This window comes from Mastigocoleus testarum BC008 (assembly GCF_001456025.1).
Classification (GTDB): Bacteria; Cyanobacteriota; Cyanobacteriia; order Cyanobacteriales; family Nostocaceae; genus Mastigocoleus; species Mastigocoleus testarum.
The window spans coordinates 1-18899 of the sequence record NZ_LMTZ01000077.1 but is presented as its reverse complement, the minus strand read 5'-3'; the positions used below and the strand labels follow the sequence as shown (position 1 = coordinate 18899).

At 38.9% G+C, this 18899-nt stretch carries 10 protein-coding genes; 8 read left to right on the top strand and 2 right to left on the bottom strand.

Annotated features, from left to right (window positions below; all coding sequences use genetic code 11):
- Positions 1 to 1211 precede the first annotated feature (1211 nt).
- The 7 genes from ndhL (at position 1212) to BC008_RS11990 (ending at position 14729) form a co-directional block, all read left to right on the top strand.
- Positions 1212 to 1460, top strand: a complete 249-nt coding sequence (gene ndhL, locus BC008_RS46355) for an NAD(P)H-quinone oxidoreductase subunit L (protein WP_072207702.1) — start codon at positions 1212 to 1214, stop codon at positions 1458 to 1460.
- Positions 1461 to 1485: 25 nt separating this feature from the next.
- Entirely contained in the window at positions 1486 to 1794 is a 309-nt protein-coding gene (locus BC008_RS12020) for a DUF3007 family protein (protein ID WP_027843950.1), read from the top strand.
- Positions 1795 to 2720: 926 nt separating this feature from the next.
- Complete coding sequence (locus BC008_RS12015) at positions 2721 to 3383, top strand: hypothetical protein (RefSeq protein ID WP_027843951.1); 663 nt, start codon at positions 2721 to 2723, stop codon at positions 3381 to 3383.
- Positions 3384 to 5578: 2195 nt separating this feature from the next.
- Positions 5579 to 6505 (top strand): DUF11 domain-containing protein, encoded by a 927-nt coding sequence (locus BC008_RS12005; RefSeq protein ID WP_027843952.1) that lies wholly within the window; start codon positions 5579 to 5581, stop codon positions 6503 to 6505.
- Positions 6502 to 10464 (top strand): Ig-like domain-containing protein, encoded by a 3963-nt coding sequence (locus BC008_RS12000; protein WP_235595825.1) that lies wholly within the window; start codon positions 6502 to 6504, stop codon positions 10462 to 10464. The genes BC008_RS12005 and BC008_RS12000 overlap by 4 nt, the downstream gene beginning before the upstream one ends.
- Positions 10465 to 10468: 4 nt before the next feature.
- Positions 10469 to 12802 (top strand): OmpA family protein, encoded by a 2334-nt coding sequence (locus BC008_RS11995; protein WP_082650514.1) that lies wholly within the window; start codon positions 10469 to 10471, stop codon positions 12800 to 12802.
- A gap of 133 nt (positions 12803 to 12935) precedes the next feature.
- Complete coding sequence (locus BC008_RS11990; RefSeq protein ID WP_027843954.1) at positions 12936 to 14729, top strand: SdrD B-like domain-containing protein; 1794 nt, start codon at positions 12936 to 12938, stop codon at positions 14727 to 14729.
- A gap of 605 nt (positions 14730 to 15334) precedes the next feature.
- On the opposite strand, the gene BC008_RS11985 is transcribed toward BC008_RS11990, so the two are convergent.
- Together BC008_RS11985 and BC008_RS11980 are read right to left on the bottom strand one after the other, a co-directional pair.
- Positions 15335 to 15655 (bottom strand): GIY-YIG nuclease family protein, encoded by a 321-nt coding sequence (locus tag BC008_RS11985; protein ID WP_058183427.1) that lies wholly within the window; start codon positions 15653 to 15655, stop codon positions 15335 to 15337.
- 222 nt (positions 15656 to 15877) lie between these two features.
- Positions 15878 to 17899, bottom strand: coding sequence for a protein kinase domain-containing protein (locus BC008_RS11980; RefSeq protein WP_063800753.1), 2022 nt, complete (start codon positions 17897 to 17899; stop codon positions 15878 to 15880).
- Between the two features lie 170 nt (positions 17900 to 18069).
- Here BC008_RS11980 and BC008_RS11975 point away from each other — a divergent pair, with 170 nt between their 5' ends.
- Positions 18070 to 18558: a hypothetical protein gene (locus tag BC008_RS11975; RefSeq protein ID WP_027846734.1), complete on the top strand. Its 489-nt coding sequence runs from the start codon at positions 18070 to 18072 to the stop codon at positions 18556 to 18558.
- Positions 18559 to 18899 lie beyond the last annotated feature (341 nt).

Genomic DNA, 18899 nt, shown 5'->3' with positions numbered 1-18899 from the left:
TTACGCAACGTAAGCGGATCCGTAAGGTAGCGCAGCTATAGGTATTACGTCTCCCAAAGGGAGATAGCAATGTCGCTAATACTAGCCCGCAGCGTAGCTGTTAGCAAAGCGTGACCGACTCCGTCGGAAGGAAGAAGGTTTGAGTGGAAGATGTCACAAAAATTCAATTGCAGCATCAACATAAAGTTTCAAAAGCTCCCATCCAACCGTTAATTAACCCTTGGGCTAAAATCTTTAAAAAAGAATATCCAAGTTGGTTTGTGTAAGTCTTGGTTTTATGAGAGATAAAGATTGTCGCACGGTATGTTTATTTCACTTCACAATAAAAAATATCGATAGTAAGAGACTATCCTTACTACCGAACTTATAATTATTTAATTTATCTAATGGGGGTGGAGGGACTTGAACCCTCACGACCTTTTACGGTCAACGGATTTTCATCCTCTCGCAGCTTTCGCTACTGTCTACAAGCTAAATCAACTCTTTAGACTTTGAGAATTGGACTCTCCCTTTACCCTCGTCCTAAACGTTAGGGTAGCTCCCGTCGAGTCTCTGCACCTTCCAAATTAAAGATAGTAAATCTTAATTGGCTTGGCTCAGGATTGCCATGTCTGTTAATTAGATTTAGGTTTCCCTGAGTTTGAGAGCTTCCACTTGAAAGATTTCTCTATCAAGGCTCAGTTTTCTAAGTCCGTAGCGTCTACCATTCCGCCACACCCCCGAAACTGAACATAACTGAAGACTTTTTAGACCTGTTGCTAAGCTAGGCCCGAAAAAACCTCCTCATATATTCCAGCATGAATTGTATTTTTTGTCCATTAAATTTTGAATTTTTTTTTTCGACCTCTTGGGATTAAGTATGAACATTTGCAGTTTACTGTAATAAATCAACAGTGTTCAAAAATCTTACAAGTCTCTCCAGTATTGACTTTTAAGTTATACTATCGTCAAAATAATGACTTCTTGAAACTAAAGAATTTTAGGAAAGTAAATAAAACCAAACACAAAAACAAAGTACGAAGGTTAATGTGAAATAAATTAAAAGCAAGCGTTATGATAATATAAGGCCTTGTGCTGCAGCTTGCAGTATTTTCGTTATTGCTCGAGGAACCACACCGTTAAGGCAAAGGAACTAAGGGCTAAGGCTTACCATTAACCAAACAAACTCCGTGGAGTTCGGTCTAGTATTGCTAGACTTTTTCAAGCGGAACATGTTGTATGTCCTTAATGAGTACAAAGTAAAAGAGATGCTTGTAGCGCTACTATATCTGGCTTTGGCAGGAACTTACTTATTAGTCATGCCTGTTTTTATTTTGCTATATCTCAATTTTCGCTGGTATGTTGCCAGTTCACTAGAGCGCGCTTTTATGTACTTTTTAGTTTTCTTTTTCTTCCCTGGTTTATTGTTGCTCTCGCCCATCGTAAACTTGCGACCCCGGCGACGCAAAATTGTAGTGTAGTCCTAATTGGTAGGTCATAAATTGGATGCGACGCATTGACGCGATTGGAATTGGTTTAGGTGTTTTTGTTGCAGGTGGTTTGATATATTTGGTGCTGCAACAAGTTGGTTTAGATAGCCAGTCTGCTGGTATTTGGAGCCAGGTATTACTAGTTGGCGGTTTGCTTGGCTGGTTATTCACCTATCTGTTTCGTGCAGTGGGCAATAAAATGACCTACCATCAACAACGGGAAGAATACGAACAAGCTTTTTTTCAAAAACGTTTGGATGAACTTTCTGAGGAAGAATTAGCAAAAATACAAGCTGAGATAGAACAGGAAAAAATGAATAACTAAACATATTTTGTAAATAGATTTTGTGTTTTCATCTATTCCTAACTCTGTTAAGCGCTTATATTTTTCTTAGAAGTTCAAAATTACTATTAATTTTTATTATTCATTTGAAATTTAATTGTCTGTCATTATTCGTCTGTAGTTATCAAGTTGACGTAGTCAGAACAATAAAGTAAATCGTTAACTGCAGTCGGAATTATCAAGGGGAATTTTAAATTTAACTACTGTGGAGTAGATATTCTTGTCCCCCACAAAAATTGATTAAATCTACATCGGTTAATCTGTAGGACTACGCAATAAGGTTAGGACATTTGTAATCCTGTTTGTACTACGGACATGTTATGGCTAGAGCGTTTATGGCGTCGGCGGATCCCCAAGGTGACGTTAGTGATAGCCTCTAGTCTCTAGCTTCTAGCCTCTAGCTGCGCTACCTACGATGTCTAGTGGTTTCATAAATGAAATTTAAAATCTTTAGGATTGCGCCCCTAGCTTTTCAAGCCAGTCCCAGCAGGTAATAATATTTTTACTAACTTTAAATATTTTTCAGATAAAATTTCAAATAAATGTAAAGATTTGCCTGTATATCGGAGATCTGGAGCTAAAGTAAATTCTTGTAAAATCCGGACGTCCGGTCTGTCAATCTGTAATATGACTCAATTATTAATTTTGATGGAATTGGAAGAGAATATTAAAAATATATAACTCTAATGTTTGTTATCATCTCTTCGAGTAGACAATTTAACGGATATGATCTTGAATATATAAGGCACATATTAGACGGTGAAAAAACTATTTATTATTACCGTTAAGGTACAATTTGTTAAAGTATAAATTTTATGAAAAGTCTTCTAGGGTAGTAAATTTATGAATGTGAGAGAGTGTAATTGTTTATCAGTAAATATTGGTTTCGTGGTTAGGGGGCAAAGACGATGAGTGAAAGTATGGCATTTATCGGTGGTGTCGCTGTAGCAGGCTTAGCGGCACTTTTGCTATTAAAAGGAGCTGGTGGGAATGCAGCACAGAATTTTTCCATATCTTCCCAGCAACCACAGCAACCTGTAGTTGCTCCACCTGCAATTCCACCTGCGAATCAATATTCTTATGTACCGCAAAATCCTTCATCTTCTCCTGGGAGCCTAGTCAACGAGCAACTACGCTCTGATGTGGATCGCGTGAAGTTGCAAATGGAAAACATGCAACGGGAAAATGATCGACTGAGAAATCGTAACGAGCAGTTGCAAACTCAAATTAGTCAACAATATCAAGCACAGTTACAGGTTCTAAATCCTCAAACTATTCAGCATACTCCACAACAAGTCGCTTCACCTCTTGCTGTTGAAAATCAGTGGTGGTCTTCAGGTATTTTGTGGGGAGCAGTTGGTGGAATGGCTCTTACTGTCGGTGGTGGAGTTGTGGTAGCGGGAGTTTCTGCTTTGTTTTCCCAAAAACCACGTTCTACTCGTGCTGTACAGGTAATTCATCCTTATAATTCTCCTAATCCAACATTAACTCCTGTGAGACGTGCGGAATTTTTGCCACCACGCCCAGAACACAGAAGGGCTGAAGCTACAGAATATGAGGATATATACTAAATATTCTTTATATTGTCTGACATTTTTTCTTGTCTGATTAATCTAGAATCTCATTTTAAGAAACCTCCACCACATAGTTGCGCGGAGGTATTATCTTGTTTGCAGAATTGTCTTTATCCTGGGTTTGATCGGAATTGCGCTCAAAACCCTAAATTAATTTATGGAGATGGATTATTGCCTATAAAGGTTAGGACATTTTTACCATTACAGCATCTACACAATTACAAAACTCTTCAAATTTATAGTATCGGAGCACAAAACCCACGCGCTTCAGTGGTGGGATATAGTGCAAGCACCTTACCCTACGGGATGGCTTCACCGGATGAGGTGCAGTTCAAATCTTTTATAATCAATCTCTCCAATACTCTGAAGCACTAAGTCCTTTTTCCTTCTTGATAACAGAACTCCTTGAGGACGCTTTCCCAAACCCGAACCGAAATTATGAAGGCGTCATCGTATCTCATAATTCACCATAGAGTGATTATTCTTGGTTATCTACGCCCGCTTGATTTAAATATATAACACTGCGTAATTGGGTTAGAAGATTGATGAATTTAAAAAACTTTCACTTGCGCCTAATACTATATGAGAAATGTATAGAAAAATAGTTCTCGTTAACTCGTAATACTAACAGCTGCATGTATGCACAAATACATAATGACAAATTTTTGCGTATAAATCCATTTTCTCTAATTTCGAATTTCAATCATAATTTTATATTTTTTTGAAATTTAAAATTATACGATTTCAAAGACTAAAATTTAGAAATGAAAAAATAGACTAGAGAAAATAGTGTATTTTATATAACTTTGTAGTATAACTGCAACAACTGCAAACATGATAAAAATAGGAGATTTAGTCAAATAAGATAGTTTAATTGACAGCCGTAAATTTATCAGCAAAAAAAGTGTATTTTTTTATATTTTTCCGTTATGATTTATTTAACAGTCAAGCCTTGGATAAATATAATACAGTTTATAAAACAAGAAAAATTACTGAGAAAGTTTTGTGAATAGTGATTAATTGTGTATAATCCACAGGTAATATTACTTAAGTGTGACCTTCAAAAGTTTAAGATTCGGCAAGCAACCTGGTGCATACTTCCACTTATCAGAGTGCTTGAGTTCAATATAATTACTTGAGCAGGCAAAACTGGGGATACTCCTCGGAATAACCCAGGCACAATGACCTTATTATTTTGTTCGCCTTCCAAGAGTTCAGTTAGAAGTAAGACGAAAATTGCGATACTCCAAAAAGCATACCTGCTAAGCATTGCTTTCATGGTGTGGTTCCATTACATCTCGGTGTGGAGAAAGTCAACGCAAATTAAAGTTTTGCTGTCAAAAATTATCATGGATGACAAATGATTCATTTATTTGTCTACATCTGTGCGTTTAACTTGTTTTAATTATTTTCAATTTTGCTCGTGGGTAAAATACTGATTTTGTGGAACATGTCAATATCAAATAATATCTTTTTGCTTCCTATCATTTTGAATTATTTTGAATCTGAAATATACATTTATATTTCAAAGTTTAATTACAAGGTGGCATCCAGCATCAAAAAAAATCAACAATATTATTGTTGAGGATATTGGATATTAGATAATATGCTCTTAGAACAAAAACAAAGATTTTGTAAAGGAGTAATAAAAAACTCTATTTATGTGAAGATAATGTAAAACCTAGAATGAAATATAAGGAATCAACCTTAACTTGCTGATGTCCTAATGGATTGCAAGTTGTAATTTGGTTTTAGCCATGATTTCAGGCTTTCATTTCTTTTGAAAGCTACTAATGTCAAGCTAGTATCGATTTTAGCGATCTGACAAAGTGATTCTGAGTTCAGAGCTTTTTTTACTTAAAGATTGAATTTTGGTGTTGAAATACACATATATTTGAGGAGTTGGGTTGTATTTGCCATGACAATAAAAAAATCACATCTTTACCCTTCTGAAGCATTAGTAAGTATATATCTATCTCGGGAAAGAAATATTCTTAAAGTAAGATTGAAGAGTTTGTAAAAGTGTTTGCGAATCAGCTAAAAATGGATGAGTTTCTGATAGTTTCTCCATAATGTAACTGGAAGCATCCTCACATCTTTAACGTATAAAAAAATACGCTAAAGTACAGTCTTTTGTAAATATAAAACCCTAAAAAATTTGGGAAATATACATACACCATTGATGCCTTCCCATGAAACAGATCAGCTCCTGGTTGAGGCATAACGGCCTCTTTTTAACTTTTTTATTTTTCGGTATTTATACTTACGGTAGTGGAGTAAGTATAGCCCAAAATGGAACGATAAATAATACAGCTACTGCCAGAACCGACAATCAACCTGACGAACAAGTAGAGTCGAATACTGTAACTCTCACAGCTTCTCAAGCAAACTTAAGGATTATTAAAACTGGGGATCGAGCTGCGGCTGAACCTGGGGATACTGTAATCTACCGGCTCGCAATTGAGAATACTGGAAATGCAGCAACAGAGTCTTTAACCATCAGCGATCGCTTACCTGTGGGCTTGCGGTTTATTTCTAAATCTCTTAAAGGAACTATACAAGGGGGAACAGGAGATAGAACAGTTAATTTAACCGCCAATCAGACCTCCAGTCGCACTATTTCTATTGCAACAAATGAAGTGTTGCAGCCAAATGAAATTTTGAATGTATTTTATGCTCTGGAAGTTACTCCAGACGCTATTAGGGGAGATGGTATAAACGTTGCACAGGTCAATAATAGTCCACCTAGCAGTTTTCGCGTCCGCATTAGGGGTGGTATTCTATCAGATTGTGGCACCCTAATTGGTAGGGTATTCGTTGATAAAAACTTTGATGGCGAACAACAACCAAATGAACCGGGAGTACCGAATGCGGTAATTTTTATGGATGATGGCAATCGGATTGTCACTGATGCCAAAGGTTTGTACTCTTTGCCTGGTGTTGTATCTGGTTCTCGAACAGCTGCCCTCGATCTAAGTAGTTTACCCGGCTATGCCCTTGCTCCCAATAAATATTTCATCGAAAGGAACAGCCAATCACGGTTAGTGAAAATAGCACCTAACAGCATGGTGCGGGTTAATTTTGCGGTAACACCGGCTTTTTCGGAGGAAAAGCGATGAAACGTCAAAAACTAGGAGTATTCATTGCCAAAAATGTTAGTATTTTGCGACTTATCCTCATCAGTCGCAATCGCGCAAGTATGTTATCTGCGGTTTTTGCAACTGTTGTACCGGCATTTTTGGGGGTTGAAGCTGCTTATTCAAGCAAAACTTTTGCTCAAGAATCTGATAAAAATCAAAAAGTAAACTTAAATAAAGGAAGTGGTATTGGCGATCGGTCAACTGTATCTGCTTCAAATAAGTTACTTGATTTCCACCCTCAGGAAAGCCAGAACACTCCTTCATTGGAAGAATCTCTCCAAGAAAAGGCAAACCCTGCAAATACAAACCCTGCAAATACAAATCCTGCAAGTACAAATCCTGCAAGTACAAAGTTTGCTCGTAGCACAAGTGAGTTACGCGAACGACTCAAAAAAGGAAAAAAATATTATAAAAATCAAAAACAGTTTCAAATATCTTCCCAACCAGAAACTGCACAAACTGGTACTGACAAAATCGATAATTTAAAACAAATTCGTCAAGAAGTACCAAAAATTGAGATTGCACCCATAGGGGAACCGCGAATACAAGCTGACGGGCGTTCCACAATTAAAATTCGAGGGGAAATTACCGACGCGAACAATCAACCCATCAATGATGATGTGATGGTAACTTTGACTAGTTCTGCGGGGAAATTTATTGGTGCAGACCAAAATAAAGACCAACCAGGATTTCAGGTTATAGCTAGGGGTGGAGAATTTATAGCCACTCTGAAATCTGGGATTAAGGCGCAACAAGTTCGCATTCGGGCTGCTGTTGTGAAAATTAGAAAGCCATCCCCCAATTTACGTCGAGAAACAGGTCTGTTGGGAAACCCATCATTTCCCCAGCAAACTGACTCTACAGCCTGGAATAGATTTCAAGATGAACCAATTCAAGCCTACACGCAGGTAGAATTTACCACTTATTTGCGACCTTCTTTGGTTACAGGAGTTGTTAATCTTCGCCTTGGTGCTAAAGGTACTGACTATTGGGGAAGCCGGAGTGAATTTCTCAGACCGGGAGACAGTGGTACTGAATTTGATGTTGATGCGGCTGTTTTTGCTACTGGTTCCATTGGAGAATGGTTGTTTACAGGAGCTTTTAATAGCGATCGTCCTTTGAATGAAGACTGTGAAGGTCGAAATCGTTTATTTGGCGGGGTTCAATTTTGCGAACAGAAATATCCCGTCTACGGCGATAGTTCTTCCTTTACTTCCACTGCTCCTTCTATAGATAGTTTTTATGCTCGTTTGGAACGTACTCCTTCTATTCCAGGAGCAGAGCCAGATTACTTCATGTGGGGGGATTACAACACCAAAGAGTTTACTCGGTCTTCCCAGTTGTATACAGCGACGTCGCGACAATTACATGGTTTCAAAGCCAACTATAATTTTGGGAATTTGCAATTTACAGGCTTGTATGCAAATAACATTGAGGGTTTCCAAAGGGACACCTTTATTCCCAACGGTACCAGCGGTAACTATTTCCTGTCTCGACGCTTATTAGTTCCTGGTAGTGAAACCGTTTATTTAGAATCTGAAGAAATTAACCGTCCAGGAACAGTAGTTGAACGCAAACAACTATTTCGCGGTCAGGATTATGACATAGATTATGACCGGGGTACCTTACTGTTTCGGCGTCCAATTTTGGCAACGGAACTCAATCCTGGTTTTGGCACCACTTTAGTTAGAAAAGTAGTAGTTACCTACCAAAATGATGGTGGTGATGATTCTGACTTATTTGGCGGACGCTTGCAATATAACTTCTCCCAGGAAGCCGAAAAAAAATCCTTCGTTGCGGGGAGTTATTTGTTAGAAGACCAAGGCGATCGAGATTTTGAGCTATTTGGTGCAGACTTCCAAGTATCTTTGGGAGATAAAGGTAAAATCATTGGTGAGTATGCTCGTTCTAACAGTGATTTACTCAACGGTGGAGATGTTAGCGGTAATGCTTATCGCATAGAAGCTTTTGGTAAAATTAGTCGCAATTTTGAAGGTACAGCTTATTACCGAGCAGTAGAACCAAATTTTGTTAATAATGCCACGTTTAGCTTTTTCCCCGGACAAACTCGTTATGGGGCATCTTTGCTGAGCAAAATTACTAACACAACCAGCTTGCGGACATCCTACGATATTGAAGAAAACTATGGTGTCGCAGCCAGTAATTTAATTAATTTCTTCGATCTATTTGACCCACAACCACAAGCACGTCCGGGTGAAAGAGTCAATAATGAATTGAGAACTTTCCGGGCGGGAATACTGCAAAAGTTTGGCAATGCAGATTTAAACCTGGAATATGTTAATCGCTCGAGAGAAGATAGAGTTAGCGATCGCTTTGATGGAGATGCAAACCAATTAGTCTCCGGTCTCAAGTTACCCTTAACCCAATCTTTAACTTTTCAGGCGCAAAATGAATTAAATTTGGGCGATAGCGATCCCCTTTATCCAAACCGTACCACCTTGGCAATGGACTGGAAAGCCTATCCGGGTGTGACGTTTCGACTAGCACATCAATTCTACGACCGTAGCGAGCTGCTCAAAGGTAATTCTATTACAACTTTTGACACGCTTTTAGATCATAAATTTTCGGAAAATACAGCCCTGACAGGTCGTTATTCCGTACTTTCAGGCTTTAATGGTTTGCAAGGTCAAGGAGCCGTCGGCTTAGGTCATGGTTGGGCTGTAGCACCAGGATTACGCATGAATGTCGGTTATGAATACGTATTCAAAAACGTGTTTAACGCTACAGGTTCAGGTAATACATTTCCCCAGTATTACGCAGTTGGACAAACTGCATCCTCTTTAGGGCTATTTTCTGGTTCAGTTTATAGCGTGGGTCTGGAATACACGGATAATCCTGACTTAAAAGCTAGTGCCAGGATGGAATATCGCGACGGTGCCGAAGGTAATAATACAGTAATTTCTGCAGCGGCTGCCGGTAAAATATCCCCAGCCCTCACAGCACTTGTTCGTTATCAGCAAGCAGGTGAGGCAAATGTGTTCTTACCTTCAAATGTAAGCGATATTGGGGCCAGTGGAACAAGATTCCAAGAGTTAGGAGACACCGCTAATCTAAAAGTTGGTTTGGCATATCGCGACCCTAACAACGATAAATTCAATGCTTTGCTCAAATATGAGTGGCGACAAAACTTTGACTCGACAATAGAAAACCAAATTACTGGTTCTACGGCTACAGGTCATACCTTGTCTGCGGAAGGTATCTACGCCCCAAATTGGCGCTGGGAATTATATGGTAAATATGCATTCCGTAATGGTGTCACTTATTTTGACGGCGATAGATTTAACGGTAATGTTAACTTGGCGCAAATGCGAGCAACTTACCGTACTGGCTATCGTACAGATTTAGCTCTAGAAGGACGCTGGATTGGTCAAAATTCCAACAATAATCCAAATTTTGATGAATTTGGTTGGGCATTGGAAGGTGGATATTATTTATCGCCCGATTTACGACTTGGTGTAGGATACAGCTTTGGTAGTGTCGACGATCGGGATTTTTCTGGTTATCGTTCTCGGGGTGGTGTGTATCTGAATGTCAGTTTGAAGCTGAACGAACTGTTAAATGGTTTTGGACTACAAAAGCCCGTACCCAAACAGCAACAGGAGTCTGAAAGTGAATCGTTGGTACGAAAAAAACCTAACTCGGAGGAAAAAACTTCCCAAGAACGTTTAATACGCACTTTAAAACAAAAACAAGCGTTAAATGTTAAACAACCACCCCAATCTAGTTCTAATCCTGTTAATTATTTGCTAACTGTTGACAATCAATCTAACAAAGACAATAAACCGAGAAAATATGTTGAACAACATGTTGAACAACAGTCAAACAATAATTTTCAGACTTCTCAAGATTCTCAAATTAACCAGATAAATAACCTTAAACAGCAACAAGACAAACCAAGTGTGGTGCGAAAGGAGTGATTTAATGCCCAGTTTCAAAGTTCATCTTAAACGAATGGTGAGTGGGAACTGGCGATTGGGGAGAGGTAAACTCCCCACCCCCAATTTTCATTCGTTTATCCGAATACCAAAAGCTAAATTTTTACCTGCTCCGTTATATCTGTTACCTGTTTCTTTTTACCTGTTTCCCTCAGGGTTAGCGCTTGCTCAAAAGCAAAATTTACCAGGAAAAAACTCAGGGGTTACTTTACCTGCACCTTTGCAGGTAGTAGTAAATAGCGAGGGAGATGGTGACGTTCAACCTGATGAAAAGCTAACACTACGGGAAGCTATTGAACTGGTAAATGGCACATTAACCATCGAGCAACTCAGCGATCGCGAACGAGCGCAAGTTAAAGCTGTGGGTGATAGGAGCACTTCCCGAATTGAATTTAATTTGCCTAACGCGACTACGATTGAACTGCACAAACAGTTACCAGATTTAGCTGTACCAGGATTAATCGTCGATGGTACTACCCAACCGGGATACGAGCCCGATAAATCTGCAACGGCTGAAATTGCAATTCCAATTCCAGTGGTGACAGTTACCCCAGGTGCTGGTAAAGAAATATTTCGGGGTTTAACTGTTGTTGCAGATCGAATTACTATTCGCGGTTTAAATTTGTACGGGTTTAATGCCAGCCCAATTAAGCAACAATTGGGTAACTTATTAGTTTACGATGGTGTTCCCAAACCAGTAACTTTGACTACTCCACCAGGAGATATTGTCATTGCCCATCGCTTACCTCCGCCCGATACCAGCCAACAACAACCCCCCAATGATAACTTTCCCTTTTATGACAAAGACGTAGCGCCGAAGGGGGTTGTCATTGAAGATAATTGGTTGGGTTTGACCCGAGATGAAAAACTTCCGGAACAAACGTCAGCTTTTGGAATATACGCTTTCAATTCTCAAGGTGCAACAATTCGTCGCAACCGAATTTCCTTTCATGAAGGTAGTGCAATTATTACTTCAGTCAGGGCGGAGAATACCGCAGTAACTGAAAATATTATCATAGGTAACGGAATTGCTGGAATGCCCGACGCCATTAGGCTTGAAGGCATAGTTAATAATTCCCAAATTACCGGAAATTTAATTTGTGCGAATGATGGCGCTGGAGTATATTTATTTAAACCAAAAGGTAATGTACTGCTGCAAAATAACAAAATTACTTACAATGGCAGACGTTTGCGTAGAGCGGCTGTCTATTTGATGGGTAGCGACCACCGGGTTACTGGTAATGAAATTGACAATCAAACAGGTCCTGGGGTTGTAGTTTCTGCTTTCCCTAAAACAAAACGTAATTTAATTCAAAAAAATAAATTTACTGCCTTAGAAGGTTTGAGTATCGATCTAAATACTCAACGAAATTTAGGAGTGTCTGATTTTCAAAGGGGAGATGGTCCTAACCCCAAGCGAAATTCTTCTAACCGACGTCGAGATACGGGAAATGCAGCAATTAATGCTCCCAAATTTACTTCTCGGACATTTGCTCCTAATGGTACTACAGTCACTGTGGAAGGAAAAGCTGATCGGGGCAGTGAAGTAACAATTTATCGCCTTAGTGATTATCAAACAGGAAAGCAAGCAATTTATACTCCTGGATATGGAGCACTATCAGAAATCCTAACCCAGGTACCAGTTAATGAAGATGGTAAATTCACAGTTCAGTTAAATAATTTAAAAACTGGGGATTTAGTCAGTGCGATCGCAAGCGATCCCAAATACGGTACCTCAGAACCAGCAGCTGCCGCATTAATTGGGACACCTCAAACTAAACCCAATATTGGTCCTAGTCCGAAGAAACAAACCCCCATACCGATACCCCAATGTATTTCTCGACCGCTTCCACCGGCACCACCACCACCTCCTCCACCGCCACCGCCACCACCACCACTTAAAATCAAAGTTCCACGTAACGTTCACTTCGCCTTAGATAAATCTTTTATTAGTGAAACTAGTGGGGAAGTTCTTGATCGCGTAGCAGAAGTATTACAGAAATATCCATTCATTGTGGTGGAACTGCAAGGTCATACTGACCCCCGTGCTAGTAACGCTTACAATTTAGCTTTGGGTAAAAGGCGATCGTTATCCGTAAGAAATTATTTACTCCGCAAAGGTATTGCTCCGGAAAGAATGACGATCCGTACTTTTGGTGAATCTCAACGTAAAGTTCCAGATGGTACAGGTGTTGTAGATTATGCTCGCGATCGCCGCGTTGAAATTATCTTCAAGGATATTAGAGGGGTCGATCTAATTATTGAAGAACAAGAAGATGATTTGCAAATCGAAAGAAGACGTAAAAGAGAAGGAAGATAAAGGTTTTGCTAATTGGTAATCGGTAATTGGTAATTGGTTCCTAATTTGTTTCCAGTTTGCAATTCCAGGCAGTCCTTAGTAACCCATAATTCCCAGCCCAACTGGTCATTTTTTATTGTTTAGCAAGCTAAAAATGAAAGCTTTATTTAAACATTTACTGGCAAAACCAAATAATCGCGGACAAGATCGCGAGCCTTGTAGTTCGAAGAATAACTCGCCAATAAGATACGATAAAATTTCAACCAAAGTATCTGTTAATCAGAAGTATTCATTCCCAATTTTATTTTCCCCTTCTCAGACTCAGCCCATGCTCAGGGGAATGATGAAACCTTTGGGAAGCAGTTTCCTAACTTTGGTTTTTACCGTACCACAACTGATATTTGGGGGAAACCTGTTACAAGATAATCGAGTTTTGGCACAAACCCCAACTACAAGTTGTCCTGCGGGAACAACTCCAACCGTCGTTAATTGGACTCCTACGGATAATCGAGCGGGAATTGAAAGTCAAAGCCCAAATACAGGTGGAGTTATAACAACTTTTCAATTTACTGAAAGTATCCCCGGACAAGTAATTGACAATGAGGAAACTAGAATTACTTCCGGGGTTTATGGAGGACAACCCGGTCCCAATTTAGAATTCAATATAGGTTTGCAGGATCCAACTGGAGCAGAAGATAGAGCAGCACCACCAGGTAGTAGCGCGACTTTGACCATAAATTTTTCTCAACCAATTCAGCTCGATCCTTTGCTTTTAGTGGATATCGACCGTGACGGAGAGCGCGATCTTGGCTTTACTTTTCAAGACCAGGTAACGGTTAGAGCATTCAACGCTAATACACCCGTGGGCGTAAATCTTACAGCGCTTGGACCAAACGTTGCTGTAGATAATAATGTCGCTAGAGGTGTTAACGAAAATGCTACTCGTGATAGTAGTGATGGTAATGTAGAAGCCACAATTACTGCTCCGGTAACCCAAATTCAAATTCAATATACAGCAGGAACGGAATTCGGGGTACCCCAACAGGATGAGACTATTGGTTTAACCAGATTCAATCTTTGTATTGGACCTGGTTCTATAGGCGACACAGTTTTTAATGACCGTAACGGTGATGGGGTTCAAAATCAGGGCGAACCTGGAATTCCTAACGCAACTGTAACTCTTACCTTACCTGGACAAGACAATCAGTTAGGCACCGCTGATGACATTAACAGGACAACTACCACCAATGACAATGGGTTTTATCGCTTTGAGCTTTTACCTCCTGGTCCTTATCGAGTAACCCTTACTCCTCCTGATAATTTTCCTGAAATTACTACTGGTAGTTCGCAAAGAACAGTTAATCTTCTCATCGGACAAAATGTAGATGATGTTGATTTTGGTCTGCGTGGCGGAAATGTTGGCGAAGGAGCTCCAACTAATCTGCGGTTGGTGAAACGAATTACCGGTGCATTTGGAAGCAACGGTCAACCTATTGGTTCATTTAATACTTTTGTAGACGGTACTGGCAATGATGATAATGTATTAAATCGAGCGTTGGGGAATAGACTTTTTGGCGTACTGGAACTGCCAACAAAAAGTGGCGATGAGGTGGAATATACAATTTACTTCTTAGCTGAAGGTGGTGCACCGCAGCAAAACGTCCGTATATGTGACTTGATTCCTCAGGGAACATCCTTTAGTCTAAATACTTTTGGTGTTGGTAGGGGAATTAGTTTACAACAGGGGAATGCATCAGCAAGGAGTTTGACAAATACTGAAGATACAGACGGAGGAACATTTTATTCTCCCCTCAGACCTTTGGCAGATCGAACCGGTGGAGACGCCTGTCAAAATCCTAATAATCCCGATGGTGCAGTAGTTGTCAATATTAACGAAATTCTTCCTGATAACTTTGGTTTGATTCGTTTCCGAGTAAAAATTGATTAGCCATTTATTGGTAAAATTACTTTTCAAAAAACAATTTACGCCATATTTTCTTTGATGATTCACAGGGGTTTACGACAAGTAAGCCCCTGTATTATATTTTGCTTATTTGATATCAAGTCCGCTTAATTTTAATTAGTAATACCAACTAAATAAATCATTGCAACAGATTATTTTTCTAAATTGGTATTACTATATAACCCTATTGAAAAGACGGCGGTTATTACCTAATAACCCTTTTACTGTGCGCAATACCTAGAGCAGAAAGGCGACGGCAAAGCCTCTTGCTGCGCTAACGTAGTCAGACGCGTGCATTCGTCTTTAGACGCGTCCAAACCGGTACACGTGCTTGCTTCTACGCGCCCCGCTGTTCGCTGTAAGCGCGTCCAAGATGCACCTGCGGTGAACGCTAACAATTACTTATTACTTATTACTTATTACTTATTACTTATTACTTATTACTTATTACTTATTACTTATTACTTATTACTCATCACTTCGCCCCCACAGATGTGATAACTGTTTAGCCGGACGTAATACGACTGGGGTTTTGAAGCGTTGCAAAATCAAAATGATTGATAAAAATTGAGATTTGAAATTTATATTTTTTATCGAAATTGGCAGTCATTTTTCTCTGTGACATTGTATTCTGGCTTGAACCATTTGATTAAAGTTGTCTCAATTTGATTCAAACTATCAGCAGAAGCTACTGGGAAGTAGGTTATTATTGCATTCCTCGTCACTTTTAATAATTCTTGTTTAGCATTGCTATTCCATTTCTGTTTTATATTTTCGGTTTTTCCTATGTATAGAACTTCTTCTTTATCGTTAAGAACAAAATAGATCGCAGCGATCTCAGGTAATTTTTCTAGATTGTCTAATCTTATAGAAGGTAATAATTTTGGTTTGACTGCTTTGGGAACGATCATCTTATCTTTTTTAGGTTTGGTGAAAGAATAATGACACAGCTCATTTAGGAAGTCAGTCAACCTATACAATAAGACACATTTTGAAAAATTATTACGATGCTTATAAATTCACAAGCTGTTGTCAGATCGAACTCTCGCCAAACCAAATATTGAAAGAAGGATTAACTCAGCTACAATTGCAATTTACAAGAGCTTTACTTAGCTTTTAATAAAACATAAAATTTAATTACCTTCAAACCATTGGAGAATATTGTCAGCTAGTGATTTTTCTGGCTTAGGTTTAATATTTTTATTTTCTGTTAATTTCCCAGTATCAGAAGATTCTTTGTCAGCTTTAGACTCTTTTGCTCGAGCAGTTTCAGTTGTTTCACTCCCATTAGTTTTATCATCAACTGAATTTTTGTTCGCTTGCTGAAACAAAGGATCTATTTTTTTTCTCCAATACTCAATATCGGGTAATTTTTCTGGGTTATTTTTATATTCGAGTACTTTATCCCACTTACCTTCTAAAACTGCGCGATCAATATCTTCAAATAAAGATTCCGCCTTAGCCCAATCTTTTTGCCATTGGGAAATCATATCAGTTGTTTCTTTAACCTGGTTTTTTTTAGATTCAAGGGAACGTAGTATGCTTACTGCTCCTTTAATATCCCCATTTTCATATTTTTCTCTAGCTTCTTTAACAGCTTTATCTCCTCGATTCCCCTCTTGAGTCGCAGAATCTGTTTTTTCCTGTTTTTTATTTTTAAATAAATCCCAGAAAGAAGCTTTTGGAGATTCTGTTACTTCATCGGAAGTAGTTGGTGTTTCCTGAGAAGATTTTCTTTGGGTTTGAGGTACGGGAATATCTGCAACTAAACTGCGATCATCAACAGTCGTGATAGTAATATGTTTATCTCGCAGACAGGACTTCCATTCATCATTATTTTTAATTGCATCTGAATGCGCCCAAACCAATTTTCCGGAATTAAGTTTTAACTGTACCCAACCACGGGTAGTACGTTTACCTATAGCTTCTAATTTAGTATCTTTACTAAGAGTTTTGACAATAGTTCTTGGATTTACAGAACTTGGTTCCGTACGGATGTTGCTATCACCCGCAACTACAGCAACACAATATCCAGGTAAAGTGTTGCTAGCAAAGGAGAAATTATTTGTTAGACCTTGGAATGCTTCAACTGCTAAAGGAGTAACAACTGCTGCACCACCAGTTAACATTGCTAAAAAAAGAACTTGTAAGAAATCGAACCCCCCAGAATCACGACGATTCGATCTCCTTCGTACTTCTATTGGTTTTTCTGCGGGAATATCCGGGTTTGCGGGTGCAAATGCAATTGTTTTTTGTTGTGTATTTACACGCATTGACCCAACACCCAAATTTCTAGAATGACGAGCGTATCCTCGATTTGAGATTTCAGGAGTAAAGGAATGCAATACCTTTAAGGCTTGAGTTGCATTTTGATAGCGGTCTTTAAAATGATAAGATATCATATTGTTCAAAAATGCCGCTAGCTGATCGTCAACTGCAACTAAGTTTTGCCATAGTATTTCGCCCGTATCCAAGTCTTCTTGTAGGTCGATTGGTGCTACACCCGTAAGTGCTTGAATTGCAATGATCCCCAAAGCATACAGATCGCTGTTGGGACGGGGTTTACCCTGTCCTTGCTCCGTGGGCATATAACCAGGGGTACCAATTGCTACTGTTGCTGTATGTTGAGGAATACCAATTCCATGGGGGTGAGAACCGCGCAACTGTTTGACAGCCCCAAAATCTACCAGAACTAATTTATTATCTGAAGCGCGACGAATAATATTATCCGGTTTGATATCGCGGTGAATTACTCCTTGATCGTGGACAAACTCCAGAATACTTAAAACTTCTTCTAAAAGTTCTACAACTTCGCTTTCACTCCATTTTTGGTTTGTAACCAGTTCATCACTCAGAGTATGTCCTTCAATAAACTCTTGTACTAAGAAAAATTCCTGATTGTGGTCGAAGTATGCTAGCAAACGGGGTATTTGGTCGTGGTTACCTAGTTGTTCTAAAGTTTCTGCTTCACTTTGAAATAAACGTTTGGCTGTTTCAAAAATTTTTGGGTCTTCACTGGTGGGCTTAAGATGTTTGACTACACAAATAGGACGTCCTGGTCTTTTTGTATCTTCGGCAATATAAGTTTTACCGAATCCTCCAGTTGCCAAAACTCTAATTATTTGATATCGATGGTCTAATAGTGTATTTATCATAATCCCTCCCCAGTGTTAACACCCGATTTTAAAGGTGATAATAAATATCTCCACTCTCTGGCGAACAAAATCCGCTATCTTGAAAAAAAAGATTTGTGAGAAGAACTTTAATTTTCTCATTCCACTTTGTTAAATTTTTTATAACCTATTTTTTATACCGATTTATACATATGCCGCCAACCATATCAGATTCTGTTACGTGGCAACAGGCTGAAATTTTGATGCAACCTGCATTTATTCGTTTGGTTGATAATATCCGCAAAGAACTAGAAATTTCTTCTTGGAAGGGAAATTACCAAGATGTAACTATTTGGAATCCTGATACCACAGATGAAGTAAAGACACTTGTAACTCAGCTACTTAAAGAGTTAGAAAGTGCTACACCTGAACAAGCTTTAAAAATTAGACAAAATCTTGCCGAGTTACCAACCCCACAACCAGGATATCATCTGTGTTTGCAGCGTCAAGGGAAAGAGATAAATATTGATATGTGGGAATTGTGTTATCGAATATGTTTTTTAGATTATTCTTCCACAGAAAATTCAGATGTTGCGATCGATACTACTTTAATTGATGAGACAGGAGATGTAGATTGGCATAATCTGGATGAAAAAACTAAGGAAATAGTTAAGCAGGTGTTTGCTGGATTACCGGATTAGGAAATTGGGGAATGAGTCATGAGTAATGTTAGCAGCTAGCGGTAGCGTACCGTAAGGTATTGCGGGGCGCGACAGCGCACAGTAATGAGTAATAAGTAATAAGTAACAGCAAGTAATGAGGTAGAGATGTACCAAAAATTAGAGGCTACGACTACGTCACTTGTATCAAAAAAATTGTAGAGATACCGCAAGTAATATCTCTACAAACTTATGAAATTAGAACTTTGCTACAGTATCGTGGCAAAGTGTTATTTTTAATTGACTAAGCGCGAATAGTGAGATTCATCTTGACAACTAAGTCATCAAAGGACTGATCGCCACCACCTCTAAGGTCTTCAAAG

Bases quoted from the DNA above. Each gene is read 5' to 3' on its own strand.
- ndhL (WP_072207702.1), top strand. From the start codon at position 1,212: ATGTTGTATGTCCTTAATGAGTACAAAGTAAAAGAGATGCTTGTAGCG.
- BC008_RS12020 (WP_027843950.1), top strand. From the start codon at position 1,486: ATGCGACGCATTGACGCGATTGGAATTGGTTTAGGTGTTTTTGTTGCA.
- BC008_RS12015 (WP_027843951.1), top strand. From the start codon at position 2,721: ATGAGTGAAAGTATGGCATTTATCGGTGGTGTCGCTGTAGCAGGCTTA.
- BC008_RS12005 (WP_027843952.1), top strand. From the start codon at position 5,579: ATGAAACAGATCAGCTCCTGGTTGAGGCATAACGGCCTCTTTTTAACT.
- BC008_RS12000 (WP_235595825.1), top strand. From the start codon at position 6,502: ATGAAACGTCAAAAACTAGGAGTATTCATTGCCAAAAATGTTAGTATT.
- BC008_RS11995 (WP_082650514.1), top strand. From the start codon at position 10,469: ATGCCCAGTTTCAAAGTTCATCTTAAACGAATGGTGAGTGGGAACTGG.
- BC008_RS11990 (WP_027843954.1), top strand. From the start codon at position 12,936: ATGAAAGCTTTATTTAAACATTTACTGGCAAAACCAAATAATCGCGGA.
- BC008_RS11985 (WP_058183427.1), bottom strand. From the start codon at position 15,655: ATGATCGTTCCCAAAGCAGTCAAACCAAAATTATTACCTTCTATAAGA.
- BC008_RS11980 (WP_063800753.1), bottom strand. From the start codon at position 17,899: ATGATAAATACACTATTAGACCATCGATATCAAATAATTAGAGTTTTG.
- BC008_RS11975 (WP_027846734.1), top strand. From the start codon at position 18,070: ATGCCGCCAACCATATCAGATTCTGTTACGTGGCAACAGGCTGAAATT.